General features: G+C 71.2%; 13 protein-coding genes. 3 read left to right on the top strand and 10 right to left on the bottom strand.

Annotated features, from left to right (window positions below; genetic code table 11):
• Positions 1-6: 6 nt before the first annotated feature.
• From VI238_RS06425 to VI238_RS06415, 3 genes are read right to left on the bottom strand one after another with little or no spacing between them, the layout of a single operon-like run.
• Positions 7-771, bottom strand: coding sequence for a glycosyltransferase family 2 protein (locus VI238_RS06425; protein ID WP_331649643.1), 765 nt, complete (start codon positions 769-771; stop codon positions 7-9).
• Entirely contained in the window at positions 768-1,550 is a 783-nt protein-coding gene (locus VI238_RS06420) for a beta-ketoacyl synthase chain length factor (protein WP_331649641.1), read from the bottom strand. Before VI238_RS06420 ends, VI238_RS06425 begins: the two co-directional genes overlap by 4 nt.
• A complete protein-coding gene (locus VI238_RS06415) occupies positions 1,547-2,734 on the bottom strand; it encodes a beta-ketoacyl-ACP synthase (protein WP_331649639.1) in 1,188 nt (395 codons plus the stop codon). Before VI238_RS06415 ends, VI238_RS06420 begins: the two co-directional genes overlap by 4 nt.
• 113 nt (positions 2,735-2,847) lie before the next feature.
• On the opposite strand from VI238_RS06415, the gene hemF reads away from it, so the two are divergent.
• On the top strand, positions 2,848-3,915 hold the full coding sequence (gene hemF / locus VI238_RS06410; RefSeq protein WP_331649637.1) for an oxygen-dependent coproporphyrinogen oxidase: 1,068 nt from the start codon (positions 2,848-2,850) through the stop codon (positions 3,913-3,915).
• Positions 3,916-4,093: 178 nt separating this feature from the next.
• On the opposite strand, the gene VI238_RS06405 is transcribed toward hemF, so the two are convergent.
• The 3 genes from VI238_RS06405 to VI238_RS06395 form a co-directional block, all read right to left on the bottom strand.
• Positions 4,094-4,573, bottom strand: coding sequence for a DUF2782 domain-containing protein (locus VI238_RS06405; protein WP_331649635.1), 480 nt, complete (start codon positions 4,571-4,573; stop codon positions 4,094-4,096).
• Positions 4,574-4,656: 83 nt separating this feature from the next.
• A complete protein-coding gene (locus VI238_RS06400; protein WP_331649633.1) occupies positions 4,657-7,416 on the bottom strand; it encodes a serine/threonine-protein kinase in 2,760 nt (919 codons plus the stop codon).
• Positions 7,413-7,970 carry an ECF-type sigma factor gene (locus VI238_RS06395; protein ID WP_331649631.1) on the bottom strand — a complete coding sequence of 186 codons (558 nt, stop codon included), beginning with the start codon at positions 7,968-7,970 and terminating at the stop codon, positions 7,413-7,415. The genes VI238_RS06400 and VI238_RS06395 overlap by 4 nt, the downstream gene beginning before the upstream one ends.
• Before the next feature lie 96 nt (positions 7,971-8,066).
• Between VI238_RS06395 and VI238_RS06390 the strand changes: the two genes are divergently transcribed.
• Positions 8,067-8,819, top strand: a complete 753-nt coding sequence (locus VI238_RS06390) for a hypothetical protein (protein ID WP_331649629.1) — start codon at positions 8,067-8,069, stop codon at positions 8,817-8,819.
• Between the two features lie 66 nt (positions 8,820-8,885).
• The gene (gene polA, locus VI238_RS06385; RefSeq protein ID WP_331649627.1) at positions 8,886-11,672 is read left to right on the top strand and encodes a DNA polymerase I; all 2,787 of its coding nucleotides are present in this window, start codon (positions 8,886-8,888) and stop codon (positions 11,670-11,672) included.
• 413 nt (positions 11,673-12,085) lie between these two features.
• Here the strand turns inward: polA and VI238_RS06380 are convergent, their stop codons facing one another.
• The 4 genes from VI238_RS06380 to dprA form a co-directional block, all read right to left on the bottom strand.
• Positions 12,086-13,453, bottom strand: coding sequence for an AMP-binding protein (locus tag VI238_RS06380; protein ID WP_331649625.1), 1,368 nt, complete (start codon positions 13,451-13,453; stop codon positions 12,086-12,088).
• 124 nt (positions 13,454-13,577) lie between these two features.
• On the bottom strand, positions 13,578-14,150 hold the full coding sequence (locus VI238_RS06375; RefSeq protein ID WP_331649623.1) for an L-threonylcarbamoyladenylate synthase: 573 nt from the start codon (positions 14,148-14,150) through the stop codon (positions 13,578-13,580).
• A gap of 7 nt (positions 14,151-14,157) precedes the next feature.
• Positions 14,158-16,692 carry a DNA topoisomerase I gene (locus VI238_RS06370; RefSeq protein WP_331649621.1) on the bottom strand — a complete coding sequence of 845 codons (2,535 nt, stop codon included), beginning with the start codon at positions 16,690-16,692 and terminating at the stop codon, positions 14,158-14,160.
• A 277-nt stretch (positions 16,693-16,969) separates the two neighbouring features.
• Positions 16,970-17,989: DNA-processing protein DprA (gene dprA, locus VI238_RS06365; protein WP_331649619.1), on the bottom strand; the 1,020-nt coding region annotated here is incomplete at its 5' end.

The following is a 17,989-nucleotide window of genomic DNA, read 5'->3' as shown; positions in this document are numbered from 1 at the left end:
CCCTCGTCACGCGTCCGCAGGCGGATCGTAGATCAGCGGCGGGCGGTCGTGTCCGCGGCGGTAGCTGTCGATGATGCGGCCGTAGTGGATGATGCGGCCGGCCGTGTACAAGGTGATGCGCGTGACGTCGCGCACCGGGCGGAAATGGCTGAGGCGGAACTCGCCCTGGTAGCGCGAGTCGATCGGCACCGACACGACGCCAAGACCCTTCTCGCGCGTCGCCGCGATCAGCAGGGCGGCCTCGAACACGAAATCATCCGCGGGCAGGTCGGCGAGCTCGAGCGCGCCGAGCGGGTAGTAGCGCTGGCCGCTCTGCGTGTCCGCGATGGGCAGCGCGCAGCCCCACGAAATGCCCCAGTCGGCGACCCCGTTGGCGCGGCGTCGCGCCTTCGGCTGGTTCTCGCGGTTGCGGATGCGCGCACCGATGACGATGTGCTCCGGGTGACGACGGGCCGCCGCGAGCAGGCGCGGGATGTCGTCGGCGAGGTGCTGGCCGTCGCCGTCCATCGCGATCACGGCGTCGAAACCGAGTTCGCGCGCCTTGCGGAAGGCGTCGCGCAGACCCTGGCCCTTGCCGAGCGGCGTCGCGTGGCGGATCAGCGTGTGCGGCAGATCGGCGATGCATTCGACCGTGCGGTCGGTCGAGCCGTCGTCGACGACGATCACGTTCGGGCAGATCGCGAGCACGGATTCGACCACGCCGCGGATCGCCCGCTCCTCGTTGAGCGCCGGTATCGCGACGACGACGCGCGCGGGATCGGTCGCGCTCATGCGAGCACCTCGATCGCGAGTGCGGCGCCACGGCCGGCCGGCAAGCCGATGCGGGCCGCGCGGCCGTGCGCAAGTGCGTCGAGCAGCGGCAGCGCCGCACCGAGCCACGCGCCGCGCGCGTCCGGTCCGTCGCCGTCGGCGGCGGACCCGTCGTGCCGCAGGCGCAACGCGGCGAGCGTGCGCGGCCCACGCTCCGGGCTGAGCACGAAAGCGGCGCCGTAGCTCGCCTCGGCGCGCATCGCCTCGCTGAGTGGGCCGGGCTCGCCCGCGTCGTAGGCCGCGAACAGCACCGACGTGCGGTTCGCGTGGGCTTCGACCGCGGCTTCGAAGAGGCCGGCGCCGAAGCTCGCGCCGGACGCCGACAACGCGCATGACGCGGCGTGGCATCCGGTCGCGGCGGTCCAATAGCCGGCGGCGGCGTTCAGCACGGAGTTGTGGAACTTCGTCGGCGAGAGTTCGAGTGGATTCGCGGCGAGTGTCATGCACATGTGTTCGGTGATCGCGAGGTCGCCATGCATCGAGGCGAACACGCAGGCGAGCGAGGCGGGCTCGCGCGCGGCCATCGTGCAGGCCTGGCCCGCGACGTCGCAGGCGAGCCGCACGGTTTCGGGAGCGCGCCGGCGTTCGTTCGGGGGCAATGCGGCGGGGTTCGCGCCGCTCGCGCCGACCAGCGCAGGCACGCCGCCGTCGCGCAGCAGCGCGCTCGCGGCCGCCCAGTCGGCGAGGCCGGGCGAGCGCCAGCCGATGCCTTCGACATGAACGGTCAGGTCCGCGCTCATGCGGCGCACCCGAACGCGAGCGTGCAGTTGTTGCCGCCGAAGCCGAACGAATGGCTCAGCGCGATGCGCAGGTCGCGCTCCTCGTTGGCGAGCGCGAGTCGCGAGGCGCACAGCGGCTCCGGGGCGGCGGTGTTGAGCGTGCCCGGCACGAAGCCGTGCTCGATCGCGAGCAGCGTGATGACGGCTTCGACGATGCCGGCCGCGCCGAGCGTATGCCCGGTCCAACCCTTGGTCGAGCTCGCGCGCACCGTCGGTGCGAACGCGTCGGCGAGCAGCGCGCCTTCGACTTCGTCGTTCTTCAGGGTCGCGGTGCCGTGCAGGTTGACGTAGTCGACCTCGCGCGCGTCGATGCCCGCGCGCGCGCATGCGTCGGCGAGTGCGATGCGGGCGCCGAGGCCCTGCGGATGCGGGGTCGACATGTGGTGCGCGTCGGACGATTCGCCGTAGCCGAGCAGCCGGGGCACGCCGGCACCGTCGCGTTCGAGCAGGGCGAAACCGGCCGCCTCGCCGATCGAGATGCCGCGCCGGGCGACGTCGAACGGTCGGCACGGCTCGGGCGAGACGAGTTCGAGTGCGTTGAAGCCGAACAGCACGCTGCCGCAGAGCGTGTCGACGCCGGCGAGGATCGCCGCGTCGACGATGCCCAGGCGGATCAGGCGTTCGCCCTGGGCGAAGATCTTCGCGCTCGACGAGCATGCCGTGGCCGTGGTGCAGCACGGGCCGCGCGTGCCGAGCACGTGCTCGAGGAACAGCCCGAGCGAATGCGGCGTGTGCAGCGCGGGCGCGGCGAACGCGGCCGGAAAATGACCGTCCTCGAGCGTGCGGAAGGCCTGCTCGGTCGAGCCGATGCTCGCGGTCGAGGTGCCGACGAGCAGCGCGACGCGATCGGCGCCGTGGCGCTCGATCGCCGCGCGCGCGGCATCGAGGAAACCGTCCGCGCCGAGGCCGAGCCAGGCGAGGCGGTTGTTACGGCTGTCGTGTTCGGCGAACCCGGGCGGCAGCGGCAGGTCCTCGAGGCCATCGACGCGACCGATCGCGCAGGCGAGCGGCGTCGGCGTGAAGTCGTTCTCGCGCAAGCCCGTACGCCGGCCGCGCAACGCCTCGACGTGTGCGAGGCGGCCGCGGCCGAGCGCGGACGTGGCGGTGTACGCGGTGATGGCTAGCGGCGGAATGCGGCTGGGCACGCGGCGACGGGGTCGTGGATGGCCGGAAATTATGACACAGCGCCGCAGGCGGCCCGGGGCGGCGCGCGCCGCTGCTACCATCCCCCCCATTCCGACACGTAACGAGCCGTCCGATGGTCGACGCCTTCACGCCTCATGGCGACCCCGCGCCGGAAGTGCGCATCGATCTCGTGCACGCGTTCCTCACCGGCCTGCAGGATCGCATCTGCGACGCGCTCGAGGGCGCCGACGGCGATGCGCGCTTCACCGAGGACCGCTGGCAGCGCGCGGACGGTGCACACGATCCCGGCTCCGGTCCCTCGACCCGTCCTGCGCATTCGCCGGTCGCTTTTCCTGCCGCATCGTCGGCGAGCGATACGGGCGCGCGTCCTGCGACGGCCGACCCGCTTTCGGGCGGCGGCCGCACGCGCGTGCTGAAGGAAGGCGCCGTGTTCGAGCAGGCCGGCGTCAACTTCTCGCTCGTCTCGGGCGTGCGACTGCCGCCGGCGGCGAGCGCGCACCGGCCCGAACTCGCCGGGGCTCCGTGGACCGCCCTCGGCGTGTCGCTCGTCGTGCATCCCCGCAATCCGTACGTGCCGACCTCGCACATGAACGTGCGCTACTTCGAAGCGCGTCCGCAGAACCCGGGTGCGGATCGCAGCTGGTGGTTCGGCGGCGGCTTCGATCTCACGCCGTACTACCCGTTCGACGAGGATGTCGTCCACTGGCATACGATCGCGCGCGACGCGGTCGCGCCATTCGGCGACGACATCCATCCGCGCTGGAAGCAGTGGTGCGACGAGTACTTCTTCCTCAAGCACCGCAACGAGACGCGCGGCGTCGGCGGCCTGTTCTTCGACGATCTTGCCGCGGGCGGATTCGAGCGCTGCTTCGGCCTCATGCGCAGCGTCGGCAATGCGTTCCTCGAGGCGTACCTGCCGCTGGTCGCGCGACGCAAGGCGACGCCGTACGGCGAACGCGAGCGCGAGTTCCAGCTGTACCGGCGCGGTCGCTACGTCGAGTTCAATCTCGTCTACGACCGCGGCACGTTGTTCGGCCTGCAATCGGGCGGGCGCACGGAATCGATCCTCATGTCGCTGCCGCCGCGCGTGCGCTTCGAATACGCCTACGCGCCGGAGCCGGGCAGCGCGGAAGCACGTCTTGCCGAGTACCTCAAGCCGCGCGACTGGCTCGCGGGTTGATGCGATCCGACAGCGCGGCACGCGCGCAGCGCGTACCGCCCCACTTCGAGCTTAGGGCGGTACGAAGCGCGCGACGCGCATGGCGACGGCCGCACGTTCGTTCGCGAGTGCCGCCGCTCAGCCGGGTGCGTGCCGGTCATGGCATGGCGACGGCCGCACGCGCGTTGCGCGCACCGACCTACTTCCATTCGTACAGCGAGTAATAGACCGGCGATACGGGGCCTTCCTTCGGGTCGCGCACGAGCCGGCCGCTGCCGTCGTTGGCCATGAACGTCTGGCTCGGCCCCGTGATCGGGATGATCTTGATCATCCAGATGCGACCGTTCTGCCGGTACTCCTCGACCGTGTCGTCGCCTTGCTTGCGCTTGGTCACGTCGCTGCGCGCGATGCGGTCGTCGGTCGCGGCCTTGTCCCGCGACGCCTTGTCGCGCACGAGGCGCGCATCGGGCTTGGGTAGCGGCGCGAGCGGATCGTCCGCCTGCGTACGCGCGGCAGCGGGTTCCGCGGCGGCCGCCGGCTGCGGCGCCGTCGTCACGCCCGGCTCGTCCATGCCGGGCGGCGGCGGCACGTCGGACTTCGGCGGCGTCCGGTCGGCGGCAGTGGCGGCGCCCATGGCCGCGACGAGCAATACGGATGCGAAACGTGGGATCGGTTTCATGGCGTCACCTCGAAAACCTCGGATCAGCGTAGCAGACCTGCGTGGAGGCGCGCGCGAACCTCGTCGCGAACGGTTGCGATGGTTCAGCCGGACAGCCCGATCCGTTCTGCCGTACGCTCGGCCGCGGCCCGGTTGATCTCCTGCGGCAGCATCGCCGCGCGCAGGATCGGCAAGGCCGCCCCCAGCAGGGCGCGGGCTTCCGTGCGGTCGCCCGCGCGCAGTCGCACCGCGGCGAGCTCGCTGCGGGCTATCGCGAGATCCACCGGCTGCGCGGCCGCGGCATCGAACCCGGCGACGGCCGCGCGCAATTCGCGTTCGGCGCCGGCCACGTCGCCGCGGTCCAGTTCGAACGCCGCCCGTGCGCGTCGCATGTGCAGGAAGATCGGGTGCTCCGCCGGCGCCAGCGCGTGCCAGCGCCGTTCCGCCTCCGCGAGCAGCGGCGATCCGAGGTCGGGCCGATGCATGTTGCGCGCGAGCACGACGAGTTGCCAGGTCAGCATCGCGTACTCGCCGGAATCCTCGCCGTCGATGCGCGCGGCGCGAGCGCGCAGGTCGGTGAAGCGTTCGAGTGCGCGCGCATGCTCGCCGGCGAGGCCGAGCGTGCGCGCCTGCTCGCGCTCGATGCGTCGGCGCGTCTGGTGGTCGGCGCCGATGCCCGCGGCGTCGAGCAGCGCGAACGCGTTGTCGTAATGGATCCGCGCGGTCGCGTAGTCGCCCGCATTCTCGAGCACCGAGGCGAGGTTGCCCTCCGAGATCGCGCGATCGGCCGCGCCGTCGATGCCCGCGCCCGCCATGTGGCGGTCCGATTCGCGCAGCAGCTCGGCCGCTTCGCGAAAGCGCCCGAGGTCGTTGACCGCGATCGCGAGATCGTTCGTCAGTTCCATCATGCGCGAGCCGCCCGGATCGACCACGCGTTGCTGCAGTGCGATCGCCTCGCGCAGCAGCCGCTCGGCCTCGGCGGCGTCGCCACCGGCGCTCTTCGCGTTCGCCTTCGCGCGCAGCAGCAGCACGTGCTCGGGCGATTCCTTCGGTCGCACGGCGTCGACGCGTGCGAGCGCGTCCTCGGCGATCGCGAGCGACGCGTCGGAGTCGCCCGCGGTCGCGAGCAGCGCGGCGAGCGACTGCGCGATGCCCGCGTAGAGCTCGAGCGGGAAATCCGGCAGCGCCTTCGCCTCGGCCATCGCCTCGCGCAGCAGCGCGATCGCCTGCTCGTCGTCGCCGCTGCGATGGTGCACGAGCGCGATCGCCTCGCGACTGCGCACCTGCTCGATGCGATCGTCCGGCGCGAATCGCGCGCGCCAGTCGGCGGCCCGCTGCGCGGCGGCGAGGGCCGCGTCGACGTCGCCCTTGATGCCGAGCTGGCTCGCGTACTCGTCGTAGTCGCCGGCGAGACGCAGCGCCTCGGCGCGATCGGTGGGCGCCGCGTCGCGCACGCCTTCGCGCATGAGCTGCAGTGCGGTACCGACGTCGCCGAGGTCGCCGTACAGATGGGCGAGCAGGCGCTGCATCGGCCGCACCAGTGCGGGATCATCGCGTTGCGCGAGCTTCGCGCGCGCGGCGTCGAGCAGGTCGCGCACGCTCACCTCGCGGCTCATCGCGACGTCGGGTGCGGCCGCGGAAATCGCGTCGCTGAGGAAATCGAGCGACGCGCGCGCGCGGCCCGCCTCGCGTTCGGCCGTCGCGAGCGCCTGCTGCGCCGCCGCTTCGGCCGCGCGCGCGCGCGTGCGCTCGCGCTCGAGTCGCCAGACGAATGCGATCGCGACGAGCACGGCGAACGACGCGGCGACGAAACCGACGCGGTGCCGGGCGACGAACTTGCGCAGCCGATAACCGTGCGTCCAGCGCGCGGCGCGCACGGGGCGTCCTTCGCGATAACGGCGCAGGTCGTCGCGGAATTCGGTCGCGCTCGCGTAGCGACGCGCGGGCTCGACGTCGGTCGCCTTGGCGAGGATGCCGCGCAGGTCCGCGTCGAGCCGCAGCGCCTCGATCGGCGACGCGCGCACGTCGGTGGCGTCGCGGCGTCCCTCGAGCATCTCGCGCAGCAGCACGCCGAGGCTGTAGATGTCGCTCGCGGTGGTGATCGCGCGCCCCTGTTCCTGTTCGGGGCTCGCGTAGCCGCGGCTGAAAACGCGCGTCGACGTCTCGCGCTGTGACCCTTCGCCCGCCTCGACGAGGCGCGCGATGCCGAAGTCGAGCAACTTGACCGTGCCGTCGGCGGCGACCATCACGTTGGCGGGCTTGATGTCGCGATGCACGACGAGATGGCTGTGCGCGTGCGCGACCGCATCGAGCATCGCCTCGAACAGCGCGAGGCGATCCTGCAGCGTCGGCGCGCGCAGCGCGATGTGCTCGAGCAGCGGAACGCCGTCGACGTACTCGAGCGCGAGCCACGGCTGGCCTTCGGCGGTTTCGCCGCCGTCGAGCAGGCGCGCGATGTTCGGGTGATCGAGGCCGGCGAGGATCTGCCGCTCCTGGCGCAGGCGGCGCGTCGCATCGCGGGTCGGGAAACCGCGCAGCAGCTTGATCGCGACCTCGCGCTCGAACTGCCCGTCGGCACGTTCGGCGAGGAACACGGTGCCCATGCCGCCGGCGCCGAGTTCGCGCACGAGGCGCCATGCGCCGAACTCGCGCGGAGTGCCTGCATGCAGGCGCGCGGCACCGCGCGCGATCGCGTCGGCGAGCGGATCGCCGTCCGCGTCGTCGGCCGCGAGCAGACGCTCGAGGCGCGCGCGCGAACCCGTATCGAGCGACAGCCGGGCGATCTCCTCTGCGCGCTGTCGCGAGTCGAGCGTGCGCAGGCGCTCGAAGTGGGGTGCGAGCGTGTCGAGCGTCGGGGCGCTCATGCTTCGAGCGCGCTGCGCAGCCACGCGCGCGCGAGGCGCAGGTCGCGATCGACCGTGCCCTCGGAGACCTGCAGCACCTGCGCGACCTCGATCCGGCTGAGGCCGCCGAAGTAGACCAGCTCGATCATCCGCGCGCGGCGCGCGTCGTTCTGCTGCAGGTCGCGCAGCGCATCGTCGATCCGCACGAGTTCGGCGTCGCCGTCGTTCGCGGCGACGTCGAACGCAGCGTCGAGGTCGAGCTTCTCGGCGCCGCCGCCGCGCTTGCTCGCGAGCCGCTGGCGCGCCGCGTCGACGAGGATCTGGCGCGTCGCCTGGGCCGCCACGTGGAAGAAATGGCGGCGATCGCTCCACACCGCGTCGGTGCCGAGCAGGCGAATCAGCGCCTCGTGCGCGAGGTCGGTCGCGCTCAAGGTCGCGCCGGGCATCTGGCGCAGCGATTGCGCGGCGATCGCGCGCACGTTGGCGTAGACGCGCTCGACCAGCGCCGCGCGCGCATCCTCGTCGCCGTCGCGCCAGGCGGCGATCAGGCGGGTCACCTCGTGATCGGTGTTCATGCGGGCGCCGCCGGCGCGAGCAAGGATCCGAACGCCGGATGAGGGTTTCCGGCGCCGTCGTGCGTATGGGTCATTGGTCCCTTCCGAGCCACTGCCATGATGATACGCCTGCTGTGTTGCCTGCTCGTGGTCGCGAGCGCCATCGACCCCGCCCGGGCGCGCGCGGACGGGGCGCCCGATCCGATTCCCCTGCAGGTCGGCAGTCCCGACCTCGTACTGCCGTGGTTCAACGGCGTCGTCGCTAGCATCGGCGAGGACATCGCCTGCCTCAGCGATCCGCCGATCTTCGAGATCCGCGTCCAGGGGTATGCCGGCTTCGCGCTCGTGCCGCCGAACTACACCCCCGCCGTCGGCGAAGTGTTCTACACCCATCTCGTGCTCAGCCACCCGGGCAACCCCTGCGGCGGCAGCGCGGTCGGCATCGAACTGCTGCTGCCGCCCGGCGTCGAAACCGCGAATTCGGCCGAGAATCCCGCATTCTGTTTCGCGGTTTCCGGGGTCAGCAACCACTTGTTCGACCTCGGCGCCGACTCCGGCTACGGCTGCCCGCAGACCTACGCGCAAGGCCTCGAGGGCCTCGCCGTGCGCGCGCCGAACGGCGGCATCGGTGGCGGTGCATGGGGCATGGGGCGCGGCTTCTGGCTCGAACTGCTCGTCCCGCTGCGCGCCACGCAGCCGCAGTTCGGCAACAACAACATCACCTGGCGCGTGAATCCCGACATCGGCGTGGTCGGCTATCCGAGCGTGCCGCTGTGGGTCAACAGCGATGTGATCTTCCGCAGCGAGAACGAGAACAACGTGCTCATGCTGGACATCTGCGGCGTGTCGCCGACGCCCGTCGGTTGCTGAGCGGCGCCGTTGCATTCGGCGCGTTCGCGCGCCAAGCTGCGGGCCCGCTGAAACAGCCGGCCCGCCATGTCGTCCCCGCGTCCCCGCCTCGTCCTCGTCGACGGCTCTTCGTACCTCTATCGTGCGTTCCACGCGCTGCCGCCGCTCACGAACGCGGCCGGCGAGCCGACCGGTGCGTTGTTCGGCGTCGTCAACATGCTGCGGACGATCCTCAAGCAGCGGCCGGACTTCGCCGCGTTCGTCTCCGACGCGCCCGGCCGTACGTTCCGTGACGATCTGTACGCCGCGTACAAGGCGACCCGGCAGGCGATGCCCGACGACCTGCTCGCGCAGGTCGAGCCGATGCTCGCGATCGTCGCCGCGCTCGGCTTCCCGATACTGCGCGTCGCGGGCGTCGAGGCGGACGACGTGATCGGCACGCTGGCGCGCCGAGCCCATGCGGACGGCATCGATGTCACGATCTCGACCAGCGACAAGGATTTCGCGCAACTGGTCGAACCCGGCATCGAACTCGTCAACACGATGACGAACACGACGCTCGACGCGCGCGCGGTGATCGAGAAATTCGGCGTGCGCCCGGACCAGATCGTCGACTACCTCGCGCTCATGGGCGACAGCGTCGACAACATCCCCGGGGTCGAGAAGTGCGGCCCGAAGACCGCGGCCAAGTGGCTCGCCGAATACGGCAGCCTCGACGGCGTGATCGCGCATGCGACCGACGTCGGCGGCAAGATCGGCGAGAACCTGCGCAAGGCATTGCCGCAATTGCCGCTGTCGCGCGAGCTCGCGAGGATCCGTACCGACGTCGAACTCACCGAAGGCCCGCGCGACCTGCACCTGCGCGAGCGCGATGCGGAAACCTTGCGCACGCTGTATCGCCGCTACGAGTTCAATGCGGCGCTGAAGGAACTCGACGCGGCAGCGGAACCGGCCGCGCGCGCGGCACCCGACCTGCCCGCCGCCGAACTGCCGCAGCGGCGCGAGTTCGGCGTGCGCGGCATCGCGCCGGCGCCCGAGCCGGACGCGGCTCCCGAACTCACCGGTCCCGGCCGTTACGAGCTCGTCACGACCGACGCACAGCTCGACGCGTGGCTCGCGCGGCTCGCCGCGGCCGAGCTCATCGCGTTCGACAGCGAAACCGATTCGCTCGATCCCATGCAGGCGCGCATCGTCGGCGTGTCGGTGGCGGTGGAGCCGCGCGAGGGCGCCTACATCCCGCTCGCGCACGACTATCCCGGCGCGCCCGTGCAGCTCGCGCGCGACCACGTGCTCGCGCGCCTCAAGCCGTTGCTCGAGGATGCCTCGCGACCGAAGCTCGGCCAGCATGCGAAGTACGACATCAACGTGCTGTCGACGCATGGCATCTCGCTGCGCGGACTCGCGCACGACACGATGCTCGAGTCGTACGTGCTCAATTCGACCGCGTCGCGCCACGACATGGACACGCTCGCCAAGCGCCATCTCGGCTACGAGACCGTGACGTACGAGCAGGTCGCCGGCCGCGGCGCGAAGCAGATCGCGTTCTCGCAGGTCGACCTCGACACGGCCTGCCGCTACGCCGCCGAGGACGCCGACGTGACCCTGCGCCTGCACCGCGCGCTGTGGGCGAAACTCGGGTCCGAGCCGCGCTTGCGCGAGGTCTACGAGACGATCGAGATGCCACTCGTGCCCGTGCTCGCGCGGATGGAACAGCGCGGCGTGCTCGTCGACACCGCTGCGCTCAAGCGGCAGAGCCACGAGCTCGCGCGGCGCATGCACGAGATCAACGAGCGCGCGCACGCGGTCGCCGGGCGCAGCTTCAGCCTCGACTCGCCCAAGCAGCTGCAGGCGCTCCTGTTCGACGAACTGAACCTGCCTGCGCTCATGAAGACGCCGAGCGGCCAGCCGTCGACGAACGAGGAGGCACTCGAGGCGATCGCCGACCGGCACGAGCTGCCGCGCCTGATCCTCGACTATCGCGGCCTCGCCAAGCTGCGCTCGACCTACACCGAGAAGCTGGCCGACAACGTCAATCCGCACACCGGCCGCGTGCACACGAGCTACAACCAGGCGACCGCGGCGACCGGCCGCCTGTCGTCGGTGGAACCGAACCTGCAGAACATCCCGATCCGCACCGAGGAAGGCCGACGCATCCGCCAGGCATTCGTCGCGCCGCCGGGCTGGAAGGTCGTCGCGGCGGACTATTCGCAGATCGAGCTGCGCATCATGGCGCACCTGTCGGGCGACCCCGGCCTGCTCGCCGCGTTCCATGGCAACCAAGACGTGCACCGCGCGACCGCGGCCGAGGTGTTCGGCCTGCCGCTCGAGCAGGTCGACGCCAACCAGCGCCGTGCGGCGAAGGCGATCAACTTCGGCCTCATGTACGGCATGAGCGCGTTCGGGCTCGCGCGCCAGCTCGGCGTCGGCCGCGGCGAGGCGCAGGACTACATGGCGCGCTACTTCTCGCGCTATCCCGGCGTGCGCGACTTCATGGAGCGGGTGCGCGAACAGGCGCACCGCGACGGCTACGTCGAGACGGTGTTCGGCCGCCGTCTCCACCTCGACTACATCCACTCGCGCAACGCGGCCCAGCGCGCGGGCGCCGAGCGTGCCGCGATCAACGCGCCGATGCAGGGTACGGCGGCCGACATCATCAAGCGCGCGATGATCGCCGTCGACGCCTGGCTGCTGCAGCGCGAGGACGCCGCGCACATGCTCATGCAGGTGCACGACGAACTCGTGTTCGAGGTGCGCGAAGACGCGGTCGACGCGGTCGTCGCGGGCGTGCGCGAGCGCATGGCCGCCGCCGCAGAACTCGATGTCCCACTCGTGGTCGACATCGGTGTCGGCGCGAACTGGGACGAAGCGCACTAGCCGTCGCCGGGTCCGACGCGGGATAGGCCATTCGTCATGCCCTTCGTCGGAGCATGAATGCCGGCTAAACGACACCGGAACCGGGCTGGAAACTTTCGCACCGAATCCCGATCTATGTTTCCGGGTGCACGCAACGGCACCCTGGTTGACTCACCTCCCTGAGTGCAACCCGCGAAGCCCGATCCCTCCCCAGATCGGCCTTCCCCGCCCCGAGGGCTCCCCCTGGCCCTCGGGGCATTTTATTTGTGCATTCGTCCTTGAATGCCGCTCCTAGCCGGGTTTCGGGGCGAGTCGTCCTCGGCTTCGGATAGTCCAGAGCGGCCATCCATGGCCGCACTCTTCATGGGAAGCACGCTCGATCGCGGCGTCGGGCCACGGCTCCCGAAGGGTGGGACGCAGCGCCGCCACGCGCGTCAATCGCGCAGGGCGGCGAGCAGCAGCGCGCGTGGGAGCTTGCCGGTTTCGTTGCGCGGCAGCGCGGCGACCTTGCGCAGCGGACGGGGCAGGAATGCCGCGTCGATCGCCGCGCGCAATTCCTGCAACAAGTCGGCTTCGCTGCGCGTCGGCGCGACGACGAGCGCGGCGATGCGGCGCACGCCGGTCGCATCGGCCTCGTCGAGCTGCAGCACGACGGCATCCTCGACCCCGTTCAGGGCGCCGACGCGGCGCGTGAGGTCCCCGAGCGAGGCGCGCTTGCCCGCGATCTCGACGAGGTCGGCGTGGCGGCCGCAGAGGCGGAACCGGCGATCGGGGAGCAGCTCGATGAGGTCGGCGAGCACGACCGGCGCGGAGAAATGAGGCGCATCGACGAGCGTGCCGTCGGGCTGCGGACGCAGCGTGACGCCCGTGTGCACGGACCAGTCTTCGCCGAGGGCGCAACGACGGTGCGCGATCACGCAGGTTTCGGTGGAACCGAACAGCTCGAGCACGGGCGCGCCGTAGCGTGCCTCCGCTTCCGCCGCGAGCTCCTGCGGCAGCGGCGCGGTCGCCGACGTGATCGCGGCGAGCGGCGGCAGCGCGAGCGGTTCGCGCAGCAGCGCGCGCAGGTGCACCGGCGTCGTCACGAGCACGCGTGGCGCGGGTACGGCGACGAGCGCGTCGGCGACATCGGCCGGGAACAACGGGCGCCCGGCGTGGACGCCGAACGGCCCCAGCAGCGGCAGCAGGATCGACAGTTCGATGCCGTACATGTGCTGCGGCGGCACCGTCGCGACGATCTGGGCGCACGGCGCGGCGGCGAGCCCCGGCAGTGCCGCGAACGCCGCGGCGTTCAGCGCGCTGCTCGCATGGAACGATCCCCAGGTCTTGGCGTTCGGCTTCGGCTGGCCGGTGCTGCCCGAGGTATACCCGATCACGACGACCTGATCGGCCGCGATCGAAGGGACTTCGTGCGCCTCGCCGTTCACGCCGAGCGGCGGCATGCGTTTCGCGCGGCCGTCGAATGCGGCAGCGGCGATGGTGTCGGACAGGGCATAGCTGCCCGGATGAGCGGCGAGGATCTCTTCGATCGCCTGCGGCGTGCGCGCGGACGGCAGCAGATTCGTGCGGCCGCGGCAGGCGACCGCGCACAGTGCGACGAGGAACGCATAGCGGTCCTCGCAGAGATTGATCGCGTCGGCGCGGGGCGGCAGCGTCCCGGCCACGGCGGCGACGTCGGCGAGGAACTCCGCCACGCTGACCGGGCGGCCCTGGCGCCAGGCCAGCGCGCGCGCGGTGTCGGCGCCAGCGAGCAGCGGCAGGGCCGCGCGCGATCCGCCGCGTTCTTCGGGTACCGCCGACATCGATCTCCTTCCCCTGCCGGGTTCGCATTGGCCGTTCGGGAACGCGCGGCCGTCGTCGGGCCGACGCGCCCGTGCTCTCGTCTCGCACGCGAGCGGATCGCAGGCCCGGCCGTCGCCCGGACGGTCAGCTCCGCACGCTATCCCCGCTGATAGCGTCGCGGATCGGCGTCGGCCGCTCAAGTCCCCCGGTTTCGCCGTTCAGGATCGCATCGATCCCGGTCGGGAAGGCACGCCGCACGTCCTCGCTCCGGCGTGCCGGTGGCTCGCCATGGCGATTGGCGCTCGTGGACACGAGCGCGCCGCCGAAGGCGCGGCACAGCGCGGCGGCGGGCGCGTGCGCGGTGACGCGCAGCGCGATCCCGGCATGGCTGCCGGCGATCCACTCCGGCACGCCGGCTGCGCGCGGAAAGATCCAGGTGTGCGGGCCAGGCCAGGTCGCCTGCGCGCGCGCGAGCGCGTCCGCGGGCGTCGCGGCAAGGTCGATGTACGGCGCCACGTGCGCAAATTCGGCGCCGATCAGCAGCACGCCTTGCGTCGGCGGGCGCTGCTTGAGCGCGAACAGGCGTTCGAACGCGGCGTGGTCGTGCGGATCGCAGCCGAGGCCGAACACCGCCTCGGTCGGATACGCGACGACGCCGCCGCGACGCAGCGCGGCGACGGCTTCGGCGAGACCGCCAGGCGCGGCGGGCGGCGTCATCGGCGCCTCAAAACGGCGCGTCCTCGATCGCCGCCTTGCGTGCGGGCGCCTTCTTCGCTGCGCTCTTGGCCGCTGCCTTCTTCGCAGGGGCCTTCTTCGCCGCGGTCTTCTTCGCCGCCACCTTCTTCGCGGGCGCCTTCTTCACCGCGGTCTTCTTCGGCGCATCGGCAGCAGGCGCCTTCGTCGCCTTGGCGGTCTTCGCGGCTTTCGCCGCTTTAGCCGGTGCCTTCTTGCCGAAGCGCCCGCCGCGCTTGGGCCGGTTAGGTGCCGCCGCGAGCAGTTCCACGCACTCGGCTTCGGTCAGCTCGCGCGGCTCCTTGTCCTTCGGGATGCGCGCGTTCTTGTCGCCATCGCTGATGTACGGGCCGTAGCGGCCGTTGAGCACCTGGATGCCGTTGCCGAAGTCCTTGATGATGCGGTTCGCGATGAGCTCGGCCTTCTCGCGCACGAGTTCGAGCGCGCGCGGCAGGTCGATCGTGTACGGATCGTCCTCGGGCTTGAGCGAGGCGTACATCGGGCCGTGCTTGACGAACGGTCCGAAGCGGCCGACGCCGACCGTGATCTCCTCGCCGTCCTCGGCCTGTCCGAGCTTTCGCGGGAGCTTGAACAACTGGAGCGCGTCCTCGAGCGTGATCGTGTGCATGCTCTGGCCCGGGCGCAAGCTCGCGAACGTGGGCTTGTCCTCGTCGTCCTTGCTGCCGATCTGCGCGAACGGCCCGTAGCGGCCGAGGCGCACCTGCACCGGTTTGCCGCTCTTCGGATCGACGCCGAGTTCGCGCGCGCCGGTCGCCTCGGAGCGGTCGACGGTCTCGCTCTTCTCGTCGACCGTCGCCTTGAACGGCTTCCAGAACTTCTCGAGCAGCGGCACCCAGTCCTCTTCGCCACGGCTGACCGCGTCGAGTTCGTCCTCGAGCTTGGCGGTGAAGTCGTAGTCGACGTATTGGGCGAAATGGCCCGAGAGGAACTTCGCGACCGCACGACCCACGTCGGTGGGGCGGAAACGACGGCTGTCGAGCGTGACGTACTCGCGGTTGAGCAGCACCTGGATGATGCTCGCGTACGTCGACGGGCGGCCGATGCCGTATTCCTCGAGCGTCTTCACGAGCGACGCTTCCGAGTAGCGCGGCGGCGGCTCGGTGAAATGCTGTTCGGCGTCGATCGCGGCGAGCGGTACCGCTTCGCCGATCTGCATCTTCGGCAGCTTGCGGCCCTCGTCGTCGTCTTCCGCGTTCTTCGCGTCGCGCCCTTCCTCGTACACCGCGAGGAAACCGGGATCGACCACGGTCGTGCCGCTCGCGCGGAAGAGCGAATCGCCGCCCGCGTCGAGGTCGACGCTCACGGTGTTCAACGTCGCGTGCTGCATCTGGCACGCGACCGCGCGCTTCCAGATGAGGTCGTACAGCTTGCGCTGTTCGTCGTTGAGGTAGACCGCGACGTCGCGCGGGCGATGCAGCGCCGAGGTCGGGCGGATCGCCTCGTGCGCTTCCTGCGCGTTCTTCGATTTGTTGCGGTAATAGTGCGGCGCTTCGGGCAGCGCCTGCGGACCATAGTCCTTGAGAATGACGTCGCGCATCTCGTGGATCGCTTCCGCCGACAGGTGCACCGCGTCGGTACGCATGTAGGTGATGAGGCCGACCACGCCCTCGTCGCCGAGCGCGACGCCTTCGTACAGCCCCTGCGCGATCTTCATCGTGCGGCTGGTCGAAAAGCCGAGCTTGCGCGCGGCTTCCTGCTGCAAGGTCGAGGTCGTGAACGGGGGCGCCGGGCGGCGCTTGCGCTCCTTCGACTCGATGTTGGCGACGACGAGGCGGCCCTGCGCCGAGCGCTCGAGCGCGCTGCGCGCGGCCATCGCGTCGGCCTCGTTGGTGAGGTCGAACTGCTCGAACTTCTTGCCGCGCAGCTTCAGCAGGCGCGCCTTGAAGCGCGTGTCCGGATGCGCGCAGTCGGCTTCGATCGACCAGTACTCGCGCGCCTTGAACGCCTCGATCTCTTCCTCGCGCTCGACGATCATGCGCAGCGCGGGCGACTGCACGCGGCCCGCGGACAGGCCGCGTTGCACCTTGCGCCACAGCACCGGCGACAGGTTGAAGCCGACGAGGTAATCGAGCGCGCGGCGCGCCTGCTGCGCGTTGACGAGGTCCATCGACAACTGCCGCGGATGCGCGACCGCCTCCTTGATCGCGCGCGGCGTGATCTCGCTGAACACGACGCGGTGCAGCGTCTTGCCCTCGAGCAGCTTGCGTTGCTTGAGGATCTCGGCGATGTGCCAGGAGATCGCCTCGCCTTCGCGATCCAGGTCGGTCGCGAGGTAGAGCGAGTCGGCGACCTTCGCGGCCTTCGCGATCGCGTCGACGTGCTTCTCGTTGCGGTCGATCACCTCGTAGTTCATCTGGAAGTCGTGTGCCGTGTCGACCGCGCCCTCCTTCGGAACGAGGTCGCGCACGTGGCCGTAGGACGCCAGCACGTGGAAATCCTTGCCGAGGTACTTGTTGATCGTCTTCGCCTTCGCGGGCGACTCGACGATCAGGAGGTTCTTTGCCATCTGAAGTCCTTGGCGGTGGTGCGGGGCGCGGCGCCGGGAGGCGCGGGTCGGGTCGCCGGTGCGAACCGGGACGGGGCGCGCCGACGGCACGCAGTCGTTCTCCTTTTTAGTGGAAACACGCCGCGTGCCGGCGTGTCAAGCTGAACGACACCGGCCGACCGGCCTCGGCCGGACCCGCGTGGGGATGCGGCCGGATCGGCGCAATGCAAGGGAATCCCGAAAAACCGGCACGTCGTCGCCCCGGTCGACGACCCGCGCGTCGGCCGCGAACGGGTGCTCACGGTCGACGCGCCGCCCCGGCGCCGCCCGCCCCGGGGCGGCGCGCGTAGCCACCGCGCTCGGCGACGACGTCCCCTTCGAGCTCGAGCATCAGCAGCATCGACGACAGCGCTGCAATGGGCAGGCCGCTGCGTTCCGCGAGCGTGTCGATGTCGAGTGCGTCGTGGCCGAGCGCGGCGTACAGGCGTGCATAGTCGGGGTCGTCCGCGCGGGCAGGTGCCGCCCGAGGAGGCGCGGCCGGAGGAGCGGCCGAATCCTCCCACACGTGCAGTCGTTGCCGCAGGCTCGCGCCGAGGCGCTGCGCGAGCGGAGCGAGTTCGGCGACGATCTCCTCCGCGGTCTCGACGAGCTTCGCGCCGGTGCGGATCAACTGGTGGCAACCGCGCGCGAGCGGGTTGTGGATCGAGCCCGGGATCGCGAACACGTCGCGCCCGGCTTCGGCGGCCTGGCGCGCGGTCAGCAGCGAGCCCGAGCGCACGCCGGCTTCGACCACGAGCGTCCCGAGCGAGAGCCCGGCGATGATGCGGTTGCGGCGCGGGAAATGGGTCGGGTGAGGCGGCGTGCCGAGCGGGAACTCGCTCACGAGCGCGCCGCCATTCGCGACGATGCGCGCGGCGAGGTCGCGGTGGCGCACCGGATAGACGACATCGGCACCGGTACCGAGCACGGCGATCGTGGCGCCGCCCGCGTCGAGCGTGGCCGCATGCGCGGCGCCGTCGATGCCTTCGGCGAGGCCGCTCGTGATCGCGAAACCCGCGGCCGCGAGCGCGCGCGCGAACGCGGACGCGTTCGCCTGGCCGCCCTGGCTCGCGCTGCGACTGCCGACGATCGCGACCTGCGGCAGCCAGAGCGACTCGACCGCACCCGCGACGAACAGCGCCGCGGGCGGCCCCGTGGCGTCATCGAGCAGGGCGGGGAAGTCGGTTTCGTCGCACGCCAGGAGCGCGTGCCGCGGCTGCGCGAGCCAGGCAAGGTCGGCTTCCACGCGCGCGCGGTCGGGCGCGCGCAACCAGTCGCG

The organism is Dokdonella sp., assembly GCF_036518555.1.
GTDB lineage: Bacteria > Pseudomonadota > Gammaproteobacteria > Xanthomonadales > Rhodanobacteraceae > Dokdonella_A.
This window is presented reverse-complemented; position numbering and strand designations above follow the sequence as displayed.